We start from the raw sequence: 17,363 nt of genomic DNA, 5'->3' as shown, positions 1-17,363 counted from the left end.
GTCATATCCAGCTCACACGGTCCCGCAAAATTGCCCTGGCAATCCTCACGATTGCCTGGGCCCTTGACTTGGGCTACGGCCTCCTGGTCATTCAGGGGCTGTCTCTGATTAAAATCACCCTCCTGCTTCTCTCTGTTACCCTTGCCCTCTCTGAAAAAAAAGGCGGAATCATCGGATGCGCCCTGGTCTCTCTGGTGATGGCCCTTATCAGCGGCGGTGCGTCCGCGACACTGAGCGCACAGCCCCCATCCCCTGACCTGATCGTCTCCCTTGCCACCCTGACCCTCTTTTTTCTATCGACTCTCTCCATGGGAATATCAGCCATGCAACTGAAGCCGGAGATGACGGGGCGTTTAAATACAGGGAAACGATAAAAGAATCAAACGCCCCTTGTCCCCAGGCGCCATTCGGGGATGCCCATCCCGGAGGCTCTGCCTCCATGGTGGTTCTGTCGTCACCAATAAAACGACCCCTTTGCCTGAACCCACCTCTTTTCCCTGCCATCCTGTCCTCCCCGTCGCTGAATTCGGCTCGCCCGAAGGGTGAGAAAATCACATAGAATACCGTGGATTACATTTTGCATTTTTGAAACAACGAAAAATATGACGGCGAAGAACTGTCATGACGGATTATTCCTTCGTCCTGATTGTTTTCTCATGAAATATCCGGGTTAACCCGGATATTGCACGAGTTGGGTGCGCTCATATGCAAGGCATCAGAGCTGAAGATGTAGTGGTTTACCTCAAAGCTCTGATAACGCGGCAGATGAGTGTACCCGGCTCGCCCGAAGGGTGAGAAAATCAGACAGAATACCGTGGATTACATTTTGCATTTTTGAAACAACGAAAAATATGACGGCGAAGAACTGTCATGACGAATCATTCCTTCGTCCTGATTGTTTTCTCATGAAATATCCGGGTTATAGGGAACACACTTCTATTCCCTGTGAGAGAACCTTTACGGCCCGCTTCCGAGAAGACCCGTGCCTTGATGCCACTATGCATCGCAATGCATCTCTGCATCCATCGTCTTAGATCTTGTTTTAAATGCCTTTTCGGCCATATTGCCCTCTATTTGATGCGCCTTTGCATCTCCTGCAGGCCCAAAGAGACTGACAAAAAAAACCATCCCAAAGGCTCTTCCTCGTCAGGTCCTCCACTATCCCCTTGTTTATATGAGTGATTCAAGATTTTGCGTCCGATTATCAATAAAATATCCATTCATGGCACGCTTCTTGGAATACCTAATCAACAGTCATTTTGGATGGCCGGCTTTCACCCCATTCAATCTCTTGTTAGCGCCCTGATGTCGGGACGTTCCATCCATTAAGTAAGAACAAGGAGTATGCATAATGAAAACCGCAGCGGAATATGAAGCGAGTTTGAGGAATCTCAACCTGAATGTCTACCAATTCGGCAAAAAAGTAGAAAACGTCGTGGACGATCCTATCATTCGCCCCTCTATGAATGCGGTAGCCGCCACCTATGACTGCGCTCACAAGCCTGAGTACGAAGATCTGTTAACGGCCACCAGTCACCTCACCGGCAAAAAAATCAACCGTTTCACCCATATCCACCAGAGCACCGAAGACCTGGTGAAAAAAACCAAGATGTGCCGCCTCATGGGCTCCATCACCGGTTGCTGCTTCCAGCGCTGCGTCGGCATGGACGCCATGAACGCCCTGTCCATGACCACCTTTGATATTGATGCCAAATACGGCACCGACTACAACAAACGCTTCCTTGACTACCTTGGGTTTGTTCAGGAAAATGACCTGGTCTGCGACGGCGCCATGACCGATCCCAAAGGCGACCGCGGTTTGCCCCCCCACAAGCAGGCAGATCCTGACATGTTCCTCCATGTCGTGGAAGAACGCAAAGACGGCATCGTGGTCCGAGGCGCCAAGGCGCACCAGACTGGCGCGGTGAACTCCCACGAGATCATCATCATGCCCACCATCGCCATGCGCGAAGAAGACAAAGACTACGCCATCAGCTTTGCTCTGCCCAGCGATGCCGAGGGCATCACCTACATCATGGGCCGCCAGTCCTGCGACACACGAAAAACAGAAAGCGGCAACATCGACCGAGGCAACGTCCTGTTCGGCGGTCACGAAGCCCTCGTCGTCTTTGAAGACGTCTTTGTCCCCTGGGACCGAATCTTCATGTACAAAGAGTGGGATTTTGCCGGTCAGCTGGTGGAACAGTTCGCTTCCTATCACCGTCAGAGCTATGCCTGCAAGGCTGGCGTGGGGGACGTCCTCATCGGTGCCACCCAGACCATCGCCGAGTTCAACGGTGCCCAGAAAGCCTCCCACGTTAAAGACAAAATCATTGAGATGAACCACCTGAACGAAACCCTCTTCTGCGGTTCCGTGGCCTGTGCGGCCGAGGGCCACAAAGAACAGTCCGGTACTTACTATGTCAACACCCTCCTTGCCAACGTCTGCAAACAGAACGTAACGCGTTTCCCCTACGAAATTTCGCGCCTGGCACAGGACATCGCCGGTGGTCTCATGGTCACCCTTCCCTCTGAAGAAGATTTCCGATCTCCGGAAGTAGGAAAATGGGTAGAAAAATATTTTAAAGGCAACGCCGAAGTGCCCACCGAAGACCGTATGCGCATGCTGCGACTCATCGAAAACCTGACCCTCGGCACCGCCGCCGTGGGCTACCTCACGGAATCCATGCACGGTGCCGGGTCTCCCCAGGCACAGCGCATCATGATCTCCCGCCAGGTCAACCTCAAAGAGAAGCAGAAAGTTGCCAAGCGCCTGTGCGGCATCACAAAGGACGATGAATAAACCGCAAACAGGGACCCTTACGGGTCCCTCTCCACTCCCGAGGCGTATCGGCCTCAAGTACTGCGGGGGGTGCGCCCCCCGCTACGACAGGGTTCAGCAGGTAAAGATCATCGAAAGAGACCTTCGGACGATGATCACCCTGCTCCCCCCGGATGCGGAGAATCTGGAAGCCATACTCGTTGTCGCGGGTTGCCCCACCTGCTGCGTGGAGCTCGCCAATACGCAGCATCTTCCCATTCTCCGGATCCGTTCCGAGGCTGACGTCCGCCTTTTTATCGAAGAAACAACATCCGAACCGAGCCGTGACCTGGCCAACAGCGCACTCTCAGTGGGTGGATGAGGAGAGCATATGAACTGGAATGCACATTACGAAAACCGGCAGATCACCCTTGAGGAGGCCGCCCGAAAAATTAACTCTGGCGACCGTGTCGTGGCGGGCCACGCCTGCGGTTCCCCTGAGCCCATCCTGGACGCCCTGGTCAATCGGGCCGAAGAGGTAGAAAACGTAGAGATCGTTCACATGGTCTCCATGGGAAAAAGTGCGTACTGCCAGCCGGAATACGAAAAAAGTTTCCGCCACAACTCTATCTTTGCCGGGGGTGGATCCCGCAAAGCCATCGCCGAAGGGCGCGCAGACTTCACGGCCTGCTATTTCAGCGAAATCCCCCTTCTGTTCAGAAACGGACACCTGCCCGTGGATGTGGCCCTGATCACCGTGTCTGAGCCCGACAAGATGGGCAACATGAGCCTTGGTATTTCCGTGGATTACACCCTGGAAGCGGCCTTATCGGCAAAAATCGTCATCGCAGAAGTCTCTCCTCACATGCCCCGAATCGGCGGCAACTCCTTTCTCCATGTCTCAGACATCGATTTCTTCGTCAAGAGTGACCGACAGATGATTGAGCTTCCCCTGCCGCGTATCGGCGAGGTAGAAAAAGCCATCGGCTCCCACGTGGCCGGGCTCATCGAAGACGGGGATTGCCTTCAGCTCGGTATCGGTGCCATTCCCGACGCCGTCCTCACCTTTCTGGGCGAGAAAAAAGATCTCAGCATCCACTCTGAAATGATTTCAGACGGGGTCATGCAACTCGTAGAAAATGGTGTCGTTAACTGCCGACGCAAGCAGATCCACCCCGGCAAAATCGTCATCACCTTTGCCATCGGCAGCCAGACCTTATACCAATGGGGAGACAACAACTGCATGGTGGAGATGTACCCCGTGGATTACGTCAACGACCCCTTTATTGTCTCCCAAAACGACAACATGGTCTCCATCAACTCCGCCATCGCCGTGGACCTCCTCGGCCAGGTCGCGGCAGACAGCATGGGAGCTCGTCAGTTCTCCGGTGTCGGCGGCCAGGTGGACTTTGTCCGAGGCGCCCGAAGGTCGAAAAATGGCCGCAGCATTATCGCCATGCCAGCCACCGCAAAAAAAGGTGCCATGTCACGCATTGTCAGCACCCTGGCCCCTGGACAGGCCGTCTCCACCTCGCGAAATGATGTCGACTACATCGTCACCGAGCATGGCCTGGCCCACCTCACGGGAAAAACAATCGAACAGAGAGCCAAGGCCCTCATCGATATCTCGGCCCCCGAGTTCCGTGACACCCTCTGGTATGAATTCGAAGAGATCTACAGAGACAAATAGCCACTGACCCACCATTAATACTCGGCCACCCGCCCACCCCACGCTCCCACGGCATATAGATGGGGTGGCGGGTGGCCGATTTTAACAAATCCAAAAGCCGCACCGGAGTGCGGCGCTCCATTTCTCACCGCCTCCTCATCTCCAAACCTTGCCTTCATTGACACCCCGCCCCCAATCCGGCATAATAAGCTATTGATTTTCTGTTGATCCTGCACATGTCCTCATTGATCTGAAAGCGCCTTCACTCTCTCTCTGACCTCCCCCGATTCGAGCCCCACAACCGCAGGATTCTTGCCCTTTTTCCACTCTTTTCGCCAATCCTTTCCCGGACACAGGACACCACCATGACAGAATTCCCACAAAATCCCTCCACTGTTTACTACTTCGGAACCTGCCTGTCGGATATGATCTACCCGGAGGCGGGCATGGCTGGCATTCGCCTTCTCCAGCGTGAGGGGGTGGAGGTCATCTACCCCTCACGGCAATCCTGCTGCGGACAACCGGCCTACAACTCGGGCTTCCCGGATGAAGCGCGCGCCGTGGCCCTGGCTCAGGTAGACGCTTTTTCCGGCAGCAACGCCCCCATCGTGGTACCTTCGGGGTCCTGCGCGGGCATGATGCGAATCCACTATCCCCTTCTTTTTGAGCATGAGCCCGACTACTTCCGGGTCAAACGTTTCTCGGAACGCATCTTTGAGCTCACCTCCTTCCTGCGCCACAGCCTCAATGCCACCTACACCGACAAAGGTCCCCCCGTCACCCTGACCTGGCACAGCTCCTGCCACGCCCGCAGAGAGATGGTCTGCACCGAAGACAGCAAGGCTCTGCTCAGGCAACTGGCCAACGTCACCTTGGTGGAGCTGGAAAACGAACATGAATGCTGCGGATTCGGCGGCACTTTTTCCGTAAAACGCCCGGAGATCTCGGCCGCCATGGTGAAGGATAAAGTCCGCGATATCCAAAACACCGGAGCCTCGGCCTTCATCACCGGAGACTGTGGCTGCATGATGAACATCAGCGGCCACATGGAGAGCCGTAAGAACCCCATTTCCGGGCACCACATTGCCGAATTCATACTGGAGCGAATCCATGGATAAGCCGAAAAAAGCGACCTTTGCCAGGGCTGCGGCCCGAGCCCTTGCCGACACCCAGCTGCGGGACAACCTCCGGTTTGCCACCCAGAGCCTGAGGCAAAAAAGACTCGCCGTCTTTGACGACCCGGAAGCCACCGAAGCCCTGAGGGAAATTGGCAGCCGGATCAAGGCCCGCGGCCTCACCCGGCTTCCCCGCCTGTTGGAACAGCTGGAAGCTCGCTGCCAGAAAAACGGCATCATGGTGCACTGGGCAGAAACCACAGAAGAGGCCAACCGCATCGTGCTCTCCATCATGGAGGCCCATGGCGCCCGCAAAGTCGTCAAGGGTAAATCCATGGTCTCCGAAGAGATGCACTTTAACGCCTTTATGAAGGACCACGGCAAAGAGGCGCTGGAAACCGACCTGGGGGAGTTCATTATCCAGCTTAACAACGAACCGCCCTCCCACATCATTGTCCCGGCCATCCACAAGAACCGGAAGCAGATCGGGAAAATCTTTGCCGATAAAATTCCGGGCACCGACTACACCGAAGACACGGACATCCTCCTGGCCACAGCCCGAAGAATCCTCCGGGAGCATTACCGGACAGCAGACATCGGTCTTTCCGGGGTCAACTTCGCCGTGGCTGAAACCGGCACCCTCTGCCTGGTGGAGAACGAGGGCAATGGACGCATGTGCACCACGGTCCCCCCGGTGCATGTGGCCCTCATGGGCCTTGAAAAAGTGGTGGAGACCCTCGACGAGGTGCCCCCGCTTTACCGCCTCCTCTGCGGGTCGGCCACCGGGCAGCGCATCACCACCTACTTCAACATGATCAAGGGCCCCCGCCAGAAAGGGGAAAAAGACGGCCCCAAAGAGGTACACCTGGTCATTCTGGACAACGGCCGCTCCCGCATGCTGGCCGACCCCCAACTCCGGCAGGTTCTGCAATGCATCCGATGTGGCACCTGCCTCAACCACTGCCCGGTCTACACCCGCATCGGGGGCCACGCGTATAACTCCACCTACCCCGGCCCCATTGGTGAAATCCTCATGCCCCAACTGGAAGGCCTCGATACCAAAGGGGAGCTCGTCTTCGCCTCCTCCCTGTGCAACGCCTGCAGCGAAGTCTGCCCGGTAAAAATACCCATCCCTGAGCTGATTCGCCGCATGAGAAATGAAAGCTACCTGAAACGGGGCAAAGGGGTCATCCCGGGCCACGGGTTCAAACGAAACGCCGTGGAGAGGGTCGTGTGGAAGGGCTGGCGCTACTCCCAAACCATCCCAATGCTCAACTGGGCCATGCTGAAAACCCTGGCCATCGCCGGCCGCATTCTTCCGAATGTCGGCCCTTTGAAGGCCTGGACCCGCGTACGCACCAAACCCGTTTTTGCCAAAGAGAGCCTCAAGCAGCTCACCCGACAGGAGGGCATTCGCCATGAGTAGACCGTCCGCCAGAACCCAGATCCTCTCGCGTCTCTACAAAAACGCCGGCGCCATCGCCCCCTATACCCCGGAGGCTGCACATTGGAGCCCCCCTGCCTTGTCTCCGGCCAAGCGGATCAATCGTTTTGTGGAGCTCATGGAAGCCGTGCGCTCGGAAGTGTACCGTGTCAAGGGAAATGCCTGGGTTGACGCCCTGCGCAAGTTACTCCAAACCCGAGAACTCGCCACCCTTGCCTACGGGAAAAAAACCTGGTGCGGGGACCTGCTCGAAAAAAGCTGGGCGGCAAAGCCCCACCCCACCAACCTCATCCCCTGGACCCAGGACATAGAAGAGTTCCGGGACGAACTCTTCGGCATCAGTGCCGGCATCACCACCACCATGGGAGGCATCGCCGAAGCCGCCGCCATGATCCTCTGGCCCACCCCGGAAGAGCCCCGCCTCCTCTCCCTGGTTCCACCGGTTCACATCGCCCTCGTTAAAGCCAGCGAAATCTATACCTCCTTTCCCGAAGCCTTAAAAAAACTGGACTGGGCCAAAAAAGCCCCCACCAACAGCCTGCTCATCTCCGGCCCCTCCAAAACCGCCGACATCGAACTCATCCTGCAGTTCGGAGTCCACGGGCCGACAGACCTGATTGTCTTTTTAATTGAATAAAGGGGGAAACGCCGGTGAATAGTGAAAGGTGAATAGTGAGTCGTGAGTCGTGAGTCGTGAGTCGTGAGTCGTTAAAACAATCTGCCACGCGACACCACACAGGGTGTGCTTGCGCTCCCTTACCATCAGAGCCTCATACAGGAGGACAATGTAAATCCAAGCATGGATCCCCGGTCACTTGGCGATACAAAAGGTAGCGAGTGTTCGACTGTAAAACAGCACAACCCAATCCATGTCTCCGGGCAGCCGGGGAAGACGTGGAGGCGAAGGGTGTCACCCTTCTCTATCGTCTTTCCCGCGAAGACGGGAATCCATGGTGGATAGGGGAAACAGCCAGAATAACGAAAACAATCTGCCATGCGACACCACGCAGGGTGTGCTTGCGCACCATTTGCTTGTAAAACCAACACCTTTTGCCGCGAACGAAGCACCAAGAACGATGAACGCTTTTACATGGGCTTCCCTAACCGTTACGGTTACCCACGGTGCGCAAGCACACCCTACCCTCACAACCCCAAATCCGTCGGCAACGCGTCACATCAGGGTCCCTGAACGCCGAAGCCATTTTAATCGCCTAAAACCAACATCTTATTTCACCCCCCAACCCCCGGCTTTTATATAATAGATCGAGCGCAGCGACTCCTCGAACGAAGAACCAAGAACGCTTTTCCCTTTCGCATTTCGCCATCTCTCCCAGTCCCCGGCGTTTGGCCTGGTTCAAAACAGGGTTACACCTTTGAAGTGTGGAGTGGACGCACCACGGGACCCTCCTGGGCGCGCCGTGCTCCGTCGCGGCTTTTTTTGCCGGGGGCTTGCCCCAGCCAGAGTTACCCTGAAATGCTTATTATTGAACCAGCCCCGGCTTTTTTATAATAGACTGAGTGCAGCGACTCCTCGAACCAAGCACGAAGCACGAAGAACCAAGAACGTTTTTAAAAAAAAGATCGAGCGCAGCGACTCCTCGAACGAAGCACCAGGAACCAAGCACCAAGAACGCTTTTAAAAAGGCTATCCAGCCCAATCTACTTCAGGCTGCCGGAATAACGAAAACATCCCGCCACGCGACAACACGTAGGGTGTGCTTGCGCACCATTTGCCCGAAAAACCGGCACCTTTTGCCATATCAGGCGGCGTTGGGGTGATCCGGCCACGGGTTTTCTTGGCAGTTACGGTTACCCGCGGTGCGCAAGCACACCCTACCCTCACAGCCCCAAAACCGTCGGGAACGCGTCAAAATGCAAAGCAACATTGAACTCCTGAATCCCCGATTTTGTATTCTTTATGTCCCCCCTTTATCAGCCACCAACGCACAGCTTTTTTATAACAGACTGAGCGCAGCGACTCCTTAAACGAAGAACGAAGCACCAAGAACCAAGAACGCTTTTCTGTCACGGAGATCCGGCCACGGGTTTTCTTGGCAGTTAAGGTTACCCGCGGTGCGCAAGCACACCCTACCCTCACATCCCCGACGCCGTGGGCAAGGCGTCACATAAGACCCCCTGACCGCAGAAGCCATCCCACCAGATAAACCCTCAATTTTATAGTTTTTACTTCCGTGTTTTTCGTGCCTTTCGTGGTCGACATGTTTTTAAGATTTTTCAAGAGAGCCTTTTCACGAACAGAGAGACCGACGATATCAGCCCCAGCTCCCGGCTTTTATATAATAGACTGAGCGCAGCGACTCCTTGAACCAAGCACGAAGAACCAAGAACGCTTTTCCCTTTCGCCCTGCCCCATCTTCCACGAGCCGACTCAAATGGCAGCCCAATCTATTTTAAACCCCTACCAAAGACCATATCACTCCAACGAGCAAAATATACTGATATAATTACATTTATACTGATTAAATCGAGAGATTAGAAAATCGTATCCGTTAAAATTCATTGACATCCCCCCGACTGAATGGCAGTATTGGTCGTACCAAAATCATGTTTACTTTTTAAATTATACAAATACAGATAGTTGGAATGATCAGCTATTTAGATACGGCGGCGACTATGGTAGTACCATTACAGGAAAAGCAGGATATGTCAGATAAACCGGTGTTTAAACAGGCGCAGCCAGGCAGAGCAGTTGAAGATGTCTCTCTTCAAATTGAAGCCGCAATCATGGGTGGAATGTTTCTCCCTGGAGACAAACTTCCGAGTGAACGGGAGCTTCAGGTTCAGTTCGGAACAGGACGCGGCGTCATTAGAGAAGCCCTTCGGATTCTCAAGCAGAAAGATCTCGTTGAGGTAAAAAAAGGATCCAGAGGCGGGGCCTTTGTCAAAGAGGCGGATGTGGCCAATGCAAGCGCATCGCTGTCCCTGTTTTTAAAGCAAAAAAAGATAGATCCCGAGCAACTGATTGTCTTCAGGGAGAGCATCGACAAGACCATCACCATGCTTGCTGTTGCCCAAGGCAGCGCCGAAGAAAAAAATCGGCTTTATGAAAAAAGCCTGGAGTTCAAAGCGTTAATTTCAGAAGAAAACTTAAACATGGATCTTATTGGGGAGACAGACAGGATGCTTAATACCCTTCTTGCCAAAATGTCAAAAAATCCCCTTTTTGTGTGGATCATGCAAGCCATTCAGCTTGGTTTTTCATCCTATGACTATGCCCTTTATGAAGAGGATCATTACAGGAGATTAACCGTTAACAACTGGATTGATACCGCAAGAGAGATAAAGAACGGTGAGATTATGAAAGCCCTCTCATATGTTGGTTATCACTACTCCCTTCTTAGAAAATGCATCAATGAAAAGAATGGCGAGTCCATCGATAAAGAAACTCGATGTCTCACAATAGAGGAATAAAGTCAGGCTTTTTACGGCTGGTTGATCTTATTATTCTGGAGGATTTATGACCATTAAGACATACGATTACATTATAGTTGGCGGTGGTTCTGCCGGTAGCGTCCTTGCCAATCGTCTCAGCGCCGATTCATCAAATAAAGTGCTTGTACTCGAAGCGGGAAGACCCGATTACGCATGGGATTTCAGAATTCACATGCCTGCAGCGCTCACTTACCCCCTTAAAAGCCGATTTTACAACTGGTTTTATGAATCCGATCCTGAGCCCCATATGAACAACAGGCGGGTTTATCAGCCACGGGGAAAGGTTCTCGGCGGTTCAAGCTGTATCAACGGCATGATCTATATTCGTGGCAACGCGATGGATTATGAAAAATGGTCAAAGGTGAAAGGGCTTGAAGCGTGGGACTATGCACATTGTCTTCCTTACTTTCAAAAGTATGAAACACGGCTTACGGGTCCCAACGATTACCACGGAGTCAACGGGCCTTTAAAAATAACGACCCCCCAATGTGACAACCCGCTCTTTACTGCGTTCTTCAAGGCGGTTCAGGAGGCGGGTTACCCGTTGACGAAAGATGTCAATGGATACCAGCAGGAGGGGTTCTCAAAATTTGATCAGAACATCTTCATGGGTCGCAGGCACAACGCCGCCAGGGCCTATCTTCATCCCGTAAAAAAAGAGAGAAAAAACTTAGAGATCCAATGCCATGCCCACGCAACGAAAATTCTTTTTGAGGGTAAAAAGGCTGTTGGCGTTGAATATCTTTACAAAGGTAAAAAAAGCATCAAGGTCTACGGCAAAGAAATACTCTGCTGCGGGGGCGCGATAAACTCGCCTCAACTACTACAGCTTTCCGGGATTGGCGATAGCGATCACCTTAAATCCCTTGGAATCGATGTGGTCAAAGAGCTTAAAGGGGTGGGTGAAAATCTCCAGGATCACCTTGAACTTTATGTTCAGTATGTCTGTAAAAAACCCGTCAGCATGTTCCCTGCCCTGAAATGGTACAGACAACCTCTTATCGGTGCCCAGTGGCTGTTTCAAAGAAAGGGTGCGGCGGCAACCAACCATTTTGAAGCAGGCGGTTTCATCCGGGGAAATGAGGAGGTCGCCTATCCAAACCTTCAGTTCCATTTTCTCCCTATTGCTATCCGCTATGACGGATCTGCGCCCCTTGAAGGTCATGGATTCCAGCTCCATGTAGGGCCGATGAACTCCGATGTACGGGGTCATGTTAAGATAAAATCGAAAGATCCCAAAAAGTACCCTTCCATTTTGTTTAACTATCTTTCCACGGAAAAAGAGAGGAAAGAATGGGTCGAGGCCATCAAAAAATCGAGGGAAATCATCGGTCAGTCTGCCTTTGACGAATTAAGGGGAAAAGAGCTGTCTCCAGGAGCCGATGCTCAAAGTGATGAGGAGATTCTCGACTTCGTTAAAAGTGAGGGAGAGAGTGCCTATCATCCCAGCTGTACATGTAAAATGGGATACGATGACATGGCGGTTGTTGATGCCGAGCTCAAGGTTCACGGAGTTGAAAACCTGCGGGTCATTGACGCATCGGTCATGCCCTTTGTCACCAACGGAAATATCTATGCTCCGGTCATGATGATTGCTGAAAAAGCAGCCGACATCATCCTTGGCAAGAAAGCGGAGGAACCCTCCAACGTGCCATGGTACAAGCACAAATAATTCGGATGACACGCGGTTTTCCGCCACCAGGCACGGGCATGGGTGAGAATAAGAGGTGTGTTTTGCTGACAAAAAAGATGTTTATTAATGGAGAATGGGTCGATTCCCTTAGCGGGAGAACCCGCGAAATAATCAACCCTTATGATTCCAAGGTTATTGCCATCGTTCCCGAAGGCGATGCTGCGGACAGTAAAAAAGCGATCGAAGCAGCAAGAGTTGCTTTTGATTTCGGGGAATGGCCCACTCTCACCGGCAGTGAGCGAGGCGCTTATCTTTCTAAAATTCATGATCTTATCGTAAGAGATCATGAAGAGCTCGCCAGACTTGAAAGCCTTGATACCGGTAAAACGGTCGAGGAGAGTCGGTGGGATATGGATGGAATTGCGGATGTTTTTAAATACTATGCCTCTCTTGCCGGTGAGAGTCACAAGACCCGGGTCGACTCGCCAATTCCTGAGACATCCAGTGTGATGGTTCGGGAGCCCGTTGGCGTATGCGGACAGATCTCTCCGTGGAATTATCCTCTTTTGCAGGCGTCATGGAAGATGGCACCTGCCCTTGCCGCAGGGTGTACCATCGTCATGAAGCCCAGTGAAATAACGCCTCTTACCACCATTAAAATCACCGAGCTTGCCGAAGAAGCCGGTTTTCCAGCCGGGGTTGTGAACCTTGTCCTGGGTCCGGGAGAGGGCGCAGGGTCCGAGCTTGCAAGCTCCACTGAGGTGGATCTTATCTCATTTACCGGCGGTATTGAGACCGGGAAAAAAATCATTCAAGCCGCAAGCTCAAATGTGAAAAAAATCGCACTGGAGCTTGGAGGAAAAAATCCGAACATTGTCTTTTCAGATGCCAATTTCGATACAGCCCTCGATTTTGCCATGAATGCCGTCTTCTTCCATGCCGGCCAGATCTGCTCTGCGGGTGCAAGGCTTATGATCGAGTCTTCCATTCATGACCGCTTTGTCTCAGAGCTTAAAACGAGAATGGAAAAAATTAAAATCGGCAACGGTTTTGATGAAGAGACGCAGATGGGGCCTCTTATTTCCGGAGAACACCGGGCAAAGATAGAGTCCTATGTCGATCTGGCAAAAACAGAAGGGGCGACCCTTGCTCTTGGTGGAAGACGGCCCGAAGCCCCTGAACTTCAGGCCGGTTTTTTCTATCTTCCCACTCTCTTTACCGATTGCACATCACAGATGAGAATCATTCAGGAAGAGAGCTTCGGCCCGGTGATTACGGTTGAAAAATTTGAAAGTGAAGAAGAGGCCCTGGTGCTTGCAAACGACACCCAATACGGACTGTCAGCAGGATTCTGGACCACTAATCCTGAGAGAATAGAGAGAATGTCCAGGGGATTGAGGTTTGGAACCGTCTGGGTCAATGACTTCAATGTCTATTTTGCGAAAGCACCCTGGGGTGGCTACAAACAGTCAGGGATGGGAAGGGAGCTTGGCGTGTCCGGGCTTGATGAATATTATGAATTAAAACATGTATTTCAGAATCATAACAACAAACCGATCCACTGGTTTGGAAAATAATCCCCCCCCACACACCGAGGCGTTTGCACCTGATGAAGTGAGGAGGGGCAAACGCAATGCGCTGTTTTAACAGCCCACGTTGAGCAGCATATCGTTAACAAAAGTATAAGGAGATTTTAATGTTTAGGCCTCATCAATGTAGACTCGCTGTTCTTTTTCTGATGATTTTTTTTATTGCATCTACAAGTTCAGCCATGGCCAAAAAAGAGGTCCGGTTTGTAAGCGTAAGTTGGACAGGCGTAACCGTTAAAACCGAGATTGGCGTCAAAATATGCGAAAGCCTGGGCTATAAAGCCGAGAACATCATGGTCTCTGTCCCCATTGCCTACAAGGCGTTGGAGATAAATGACGCCGATGTTTTTCTCGGCAACTGGATGCCTTCCATGAAAACCATCGCCAATAAATATTTTAGCCGAGGGAATGTCGTCAAATCCGTGGCCAATATGCCGGGAGCGAAATATACACTCGCAGCCCCTTCCTATGTGGTGGACGGAGGACTCAAGGATTTTTCAGATATTGTAAAATATGGGGAGCAGCTGGATTGGAAGATCTACGGAATTGAAGAGGGCAATGACGGAAACGCGGTCATTCAGGATATGATAGATAAAAACATGTTCGGCCTTAAAAAATTCGAACTGGTCCCTTCAAGCGAAGCCGGCATGCTTTCCCAGGTTCAGTCGTTTGCCAGGGAGAAAAAATGGGTTGTTTTTCTTGGGTGGGCTCCCCATCACATGAACGAAATAATCGATATGAAATACCTGACGGGTTCAACCCCTGAAACCTTTGGTGAAAATAACGGGACCGCCGTGGTCTACACAAATACCAGAAAAGGTTTCGCTCAAGAGTACCCAAACGTCAACACGCTGATAAACAATTTCAAATTCCCCGTATCGATGATGAACCAGATCATGACCATTCTCCACAACGATGAGGATTTAAAACCGGCAGATGCCGGCATTGCCTGGGTAAAAAAACACCCCGAAGTATACAAAAATTGGTTTGTGGGAGTGAAAACAGCAGACGGCCATTCTGGACTCGAAGCCTTCGAAACATATCTTGCTTCAGTAAAATAGGTCCAGCCAGCAACGGCAAGGCGTCTCTGTGACCTCCAGAAAACCCAAGAGAAGATGTCAGGCCTACACATCTGACAAAGCATGCTTTTCATGTCACTCCAGCCCTTTATCAAACGCAATAAAAGACAGTAAGGGCGGGAGGGATGAGAAAAAAATGAAAAGCAGTGATTCACATCGACATTATAACACGCTATTTTTTTGGTGTTTTTGTATTTTGTCAAGCGTGTAGGTCTGCCTCCTTTTCACTCGCAAAAAAACGATGCGTCGCATTCATAACAACCAAAAACAGAAGAAACTCAGTGGATAATCTATCCCCTGAGTTTTTGCGTATTCCTATCAAACACAACTCATTTTAAACGTCTAAAAAACGTAAAATACATGAAACAGAGCACAAACGTTACAGTGTTTTGTCAGCGCTTTAAAATGATTCATGCATATATATTGTTGATTTTTTATAGTTATTACGTCATCACGGCGATGGCAAAAGACAATCGTAGTGTTACACTATTCGTATCTTATTATGACAGCCGAAACAGGGAACATGAGTCCGCGTGGTACCCTTTCCTGCAACGAAAGAATGTTGTGTATCAAAAACCGATGGATTCGACCGTTCCCATCCTCAAACGGATGGAGAAATACAAAACCATAGGCAACTGCCGCCGCATGAATGACCGGTGATACATTTCCCGCTTTCATCCGTTTATGGGAATCGATCAGGCCTTCTATCACCAAAAATAATTATATAAAGCCATATGTAACTATTCAACTTGCCTCCGCCAGGTCGTTCGAGGCAAATTACAGAAAGATTCAAATGCCAATACGTCACGTCTTTTCATCACCGCGTAGGGTGCGGCTCCCGCACCTTCTACCGTAGAGAGGGCCATCGGCCTCGCAAGTTCACGATGACCACGAGTCTTATTTCAAAATGCGGTGTTTCCGGCTTGCGATACGCCTGACGGTGCGCACGGCGCACCCTACGCATCCACCCGGTACTTCATTGTAAAAATGAGGAGGATACGGATTTTCATACATGGATTCCCGCCTGCGCGGGAAAGACGAAAAGCGCAGGGTACTGTCAAACCGGCCGGGCCCACAAAGACAGAAACAGGCGCGTATCAAAAAGGCCGCCATGCTCCATGGAATCGTCTTCCCCGGCTCTCCGGGGAATCGTTGCATACGGCCTGACCGCAACCTGAAACACCCTGCAACGCAAGAACAACCGGATGACCGGGGATCCATGCTCGGGTCAGGTCACCATAAAAATACACAACGCATACGCTTTCCCACAACCACCATGGATCCCCGCCTACGCGAGGAAGACGAAAAGCGTAGGGTGCTGTAAGATCGGGGCCATAAAAAAAAAATGGATAGCTGAATAGTTACGGCCATATAATTGCAAAAACGATTATCGCGCCAGGTGAAGTTGAGGAGGAAGGGAGTCACCTACACATCTGACAAAATCTGTTTCTCACATATATTCAATAACTTCCGAATACCCCTATTATCACCAGCCAAGACATGAAACCGTCTGCACATCTGTGAGACAGCAGACTCCCCCAAACCGAAGGGCTCTCCGATCACTTTGAGTGTCGCCCCGGAGTATCGCTTCATGAGATAAATTTTCAACTTACGGGCTAACTTTTCTTCTTCCACAGTCCCATCAACAGCACGTGAAATGGTCTCAAATGATGGCCTGCTCTCAAGGGCCCGAAGAGCAGGCAATTCACGATCACTGCGCCGCCCTTCAAGGTATTTCTTGCTGATGCCTTCAATAAATGATTCAGGCCCCAGAATCGTTCCCGCCGATGCCTTTTCCAGCGGACTCGAGTCATGCCGCCGGTTTTTGTCCGAGACAAACCTCTCATACTCTCTCCGGGCTTGAGTGACCCGTTTGCCGAAATACCCATGGATATAATCTGTTTCCAGCCAATCCGGGGCCTTGGACTTTCCAATATACGCCCTGTAGCTCGACCAGGGATGCTTTTCTGCGGCCTCAACCATGGCTGCCCTTACAGGATTTAAATGGATATACCGCGACAGCTCAAGTGCATAGTCGTCCTTAAAAACCAGATACGCCTTATAGCGTCCCTGGAACAGGTGGCCAAACCGTTTCCTTTTGACATTAAAATACGTGGTGTAGGAGCTGTTGATGTGCTTCATGATCTGAGGAAGGTTGGCATCAGGGGTCTCGATGAGAAAATGATAATGGTTGGTCATCAGGCAGTAAGCATGAATAATCGCGCCATAGCGTTCATGGGCTTCGCCGAGATATTCCAAGAATTTTTCTCGGTCCCGCTTACTCTTGTAGATGTTCTTTCGCTCGTTCCCTCGGGATGTCACATGGTAAAACGCCCCGGGGAAGGTGATCCGTAAGGGTCGTGCCATGGGTTTGCCTTTGCTGTGTGGGATGATGAGTGGAGTTTATTGATTCAAGTTCCTGGATGTAACTTGCTTTATTTTAGAGGTTTTTTGTGCTTTGCCAAGAGTGTAGGTCTGATAGCATGTTAATATCAATCGGTTGCTCGAACAATGCTGTCCCCGAAATATATCGGTGTATTGCTTTCAAAGCGATGCAAGAGGAGAAGTTGCACCTCACAAGATTTTGATTATATAAATAATCAAGACAAATAACCGATAT

The 17,363-nt window shown here is 51.4% G+C and carries 13 protein-coding genes; 11 read left to right on the top strand and 2 right to left on the bottom strand.

Translation table 11 applies throughout. From position 1 onward, the window contains the following. The 11 genes from Q1Q75_RS20615 to Q1Q75_RS20565 form a co-directional block, all read left to right on the top strand. The coding region (locus tag Q1Q75_RS20615; protein ID WP_300674708.1) for a hypothetical protein at window positions 1-374 on the top strand (374 nt) is incomplete at its 5' end. Between the two features lie 977 nt (window positions 375-1,351). Beyond that, window positions 1,352-2,803 (top strand): 4-hydroxyphenylacetate 3-hydroxylase family protein, encoded by a 1,452-nt coding sequence (locus Q1Q75_RS20610; protein ID WP_300674706.1) that lies wholly within the window; start codon window positions 1,352-1,354, stop codon window positions 2,801-2,803. Then, the gene (locus Q1Q75_RS20605) at window positions 2,796-3,143 is read left to right on the top strand and encodes a hypothetical protein (RefSeq protein WP_300674703.1); all 348 of its coding nucleotides are present in this window, start codon (window positions 2,796-2,798) and stop codon (window positions 3,141-3,143) included. The genes Q1Q75_RS20610 and Q1Q75_RS20605 overlap by 8 nt, the downstream gene beginning before the upstream one ends. A gap of 9 nt (window positions 3,144-3,152) precedes the next feature. Further along, a complete protein-coding gene (locus Q1Q75_RS20600; protein WP_300674700.1) occupies window positions 3,153-4,451 on the top strand; it encodes an acetyl-CoA hydrolase/transferase C-terminal domain-containing protein in 1,299 nt (432 codons plus the stop codon). Window positions 4,452-4,795: 344 nt separating this feature from the next. After that, complete coding sequence (locus Q1Q75_RS20595; RefSeq protein WP_300674698.1) at window positions 4,796-5,548, top strand: (Fe-S)-binding protein; 753 nt, start codon at window positions 4,796-4,798, stop codon at window positions 5,546-5,548. Next, window positions 5,541-6,971: a LutB/LldF family L-lactate oxidation iron-sulfur protein gene (locus Q1Q75_RS20590; RefSeq protein ID WP_300674695.1), complete on the top strand. Its 1,431-nt coding sequence runs from the start codon at window positions 5,541-5,543 to the stop codon at window positions 6,969-6,971. Before Q1Q75_RS20595 ends, Q1Q75_RS20590 begins: the two co-directional genes overlap by 8 nt. Then, window positions 6,964-7,626, top strand: a complete 663-nt coding sequence (locus Q1Q75_RS20585) for a lactate utilization protein (RefSeq protein WP_300674693.1) — start codon at window positions 6,964-6,966, stop codon at window positions 7,624-7,626. The genes Q1Q75_RS20590 and Q1Q75_RS20585 overlap by 8 nt, the downstream gene beginning before the upstream one ends. A gap of 1,967 nt (window positions 7,627-9,593) precedes the next feature. Further along, window positions 9,594-10,421 carry a GntR family transcriptional regulator gene (locus Q1Q75_RS20580; RefSeq protein ID WP_300674690.1) on the top strand — a complete coding sequence of 276 codons (828 nt, stop codon included), beginning with the start codon at window positions 9,594-9,596 and terminating at the stop codon, window positions 10,419-10,421. 46 nt (window positions 10,422-10,467) lie between these two features. Beyond that, window positions 10,468-12,114, top strand: a complete 1,647-nt coding sequence (betA, locus tag Q1Q75_RS20575; RefSeq protein WP_300674687.1) for a choline dehydrogenase — start codon at window positions 10,468-10,470, stop codon at window positions 12,112-12,114. Between the two features lie 62 nt (window positions 12,115-12,176). After that, window positions 12,177-13,652, top strand: coding sequence for a betaine-aldehyde dehydrogenase (gene betB / locus Q1Q75_RS20570; RefSeq protein ID WP_300674684.1), 1,476 nt, complete (start codon window positions 12,177-12,179; stop codon window positions 13,650-13,652). A gap of 119 nt (window positions 13,653-13,771) precedes the next feature. Continuing rightward, on the top strand, window positions 13,772-14,725 hold the full coding sequence (locus Q1Q75_RS20565; RefSeq protein ID WP_366945273.1) for an ABC transporter substrate-binding protein: 954 nt from the start codon (window positions 13,772-13,774) through the stop codon (window positions 14,723-14,725). A gap of 504 nt (window positions 14,726-15,229) precedes the next feature. On the opposite strand, the gene Q1Q75_RS20560 is transcribed toward Q1Q75_RS20565, so the two are convergent. Next, window positions 15,230-15,421: a Fic family protein gene (locus tag Q1Q75_RS20560; RefSeq protein ID WP_300674711.1), complete on the bottom strand. Its 192-nt coding sequence runs from the start codon at window positions 15,419-15,421 to the stop codon at window positions 15,230-15,232. A gap of 747 nt (window positions 15,422-16,168) precedes the next feature. Continuing rightward, the gene (locus Q1Q75_RS20555) at window positions 16,169-17,110 is read right to left on the bottom strand and encodes a transposase (protein WP_300674679.1); all 942 of its coding nucleotides are present in this window, start codon (window positions 17,108-17,110) and stop codon (window positions 16,169-16,171) included. Between the last annotated feature and the right edge of the window lie 253 nt (window positions 17,111-17,363).

The organism is Desulfoluna sp., from assembly GCF_030145185.1.
Lineage (GTDB): Bacteria > Desulfobacterota > Desulfobacteria > Desulfobacterales > Desulfolunaceae > Desulfoluna.
Note: the sequence above shows the minus strand (reverse complement) of the source record. Positions and strands in the feature narration are given on the sequence as shown.

Excerpts from the sequence above, each read along its gene's own strand:
- Q1Q75_RS20610 (WP_300674706.1), top strand. The coding sequence starts at position 1,352 with ATGAAAACCGCAGCGGAATATGAAGCGAGTTTGAGGAATCTCAACCTG.
- Q1Q75_RS20605 (WP_300674703.1), top strand. The coding sequence starts at position 2,796 with ATGAATAAACCGCAAACAGGGACCCTTACGGGTCCCTCTCCACTCCCG.
- Q1Q75_RS20600 (WP_300674700.1), top strand. The coding sequence starts at position 3,153 with ATGAACTGGAATGCACATTACGAAAACCGGCAGATCACCCTTGAGGAG.
- Q1Q75_RS20595 (WP_300674698.1), top strand. The coding sequence starts at position 4,796 with ATGACAGAATTCCCACAAAATCCCTCCACTGTTTACTACTTCGGAACC.
- Q1Q75_RS20590 (WP_300674695.1), top strand. The coding sequence starts at position 5,541 with ATGGATAAGCCGAAAAAAGCGACCTTTGCCAGGGCTGCGGCCCGAGCC.
- Q1Q75_RS20585 (WP_300674693.1), top strand. The coding sequence starts at position 6,964 with ATGAGTAGACCGTCCGCCAGAACCCAGATCCTCTCGCGTCTCTACAAA.
- Q1Q75_RS20580 (WP_300674690.1), top strand. The coding sequence starts at position 9,594 with ATGATCAGCTATTTAGATACGGCGGCGACTATGGTAGTACCATTACAG.
- betA (WP_300674687.1), top strand. The coding sequence starts at position 10,468 with ATGACCATTAAGACATACGATTACATTATAGTTGGCGGTGGTTCTGCC.
- Q1Q75_RS20565 (WP_366945273.1), top strand. The coding sequence starts at position 13,772 with ATGTTTAGGCCTCATCAATGTAGACTCGCTGTTCTTTTTCTGATGATT.
- Q1Q75_RS20560 (WP_300674711.1), bottom strand. The coding sequence starts at position 15,421 with ATGAAAGCGGGAAATGTATCACCGGTCATTCATGCGGCGGCAGTTGCC.
- Q1Q75_RS20555 (WP_300674679.1), bottom strand. The coding sequence starts at position 17,110 with ATGGCACGACCCTTACGGATCACCTTCCCCGGGGCGTTTTACCATGTG.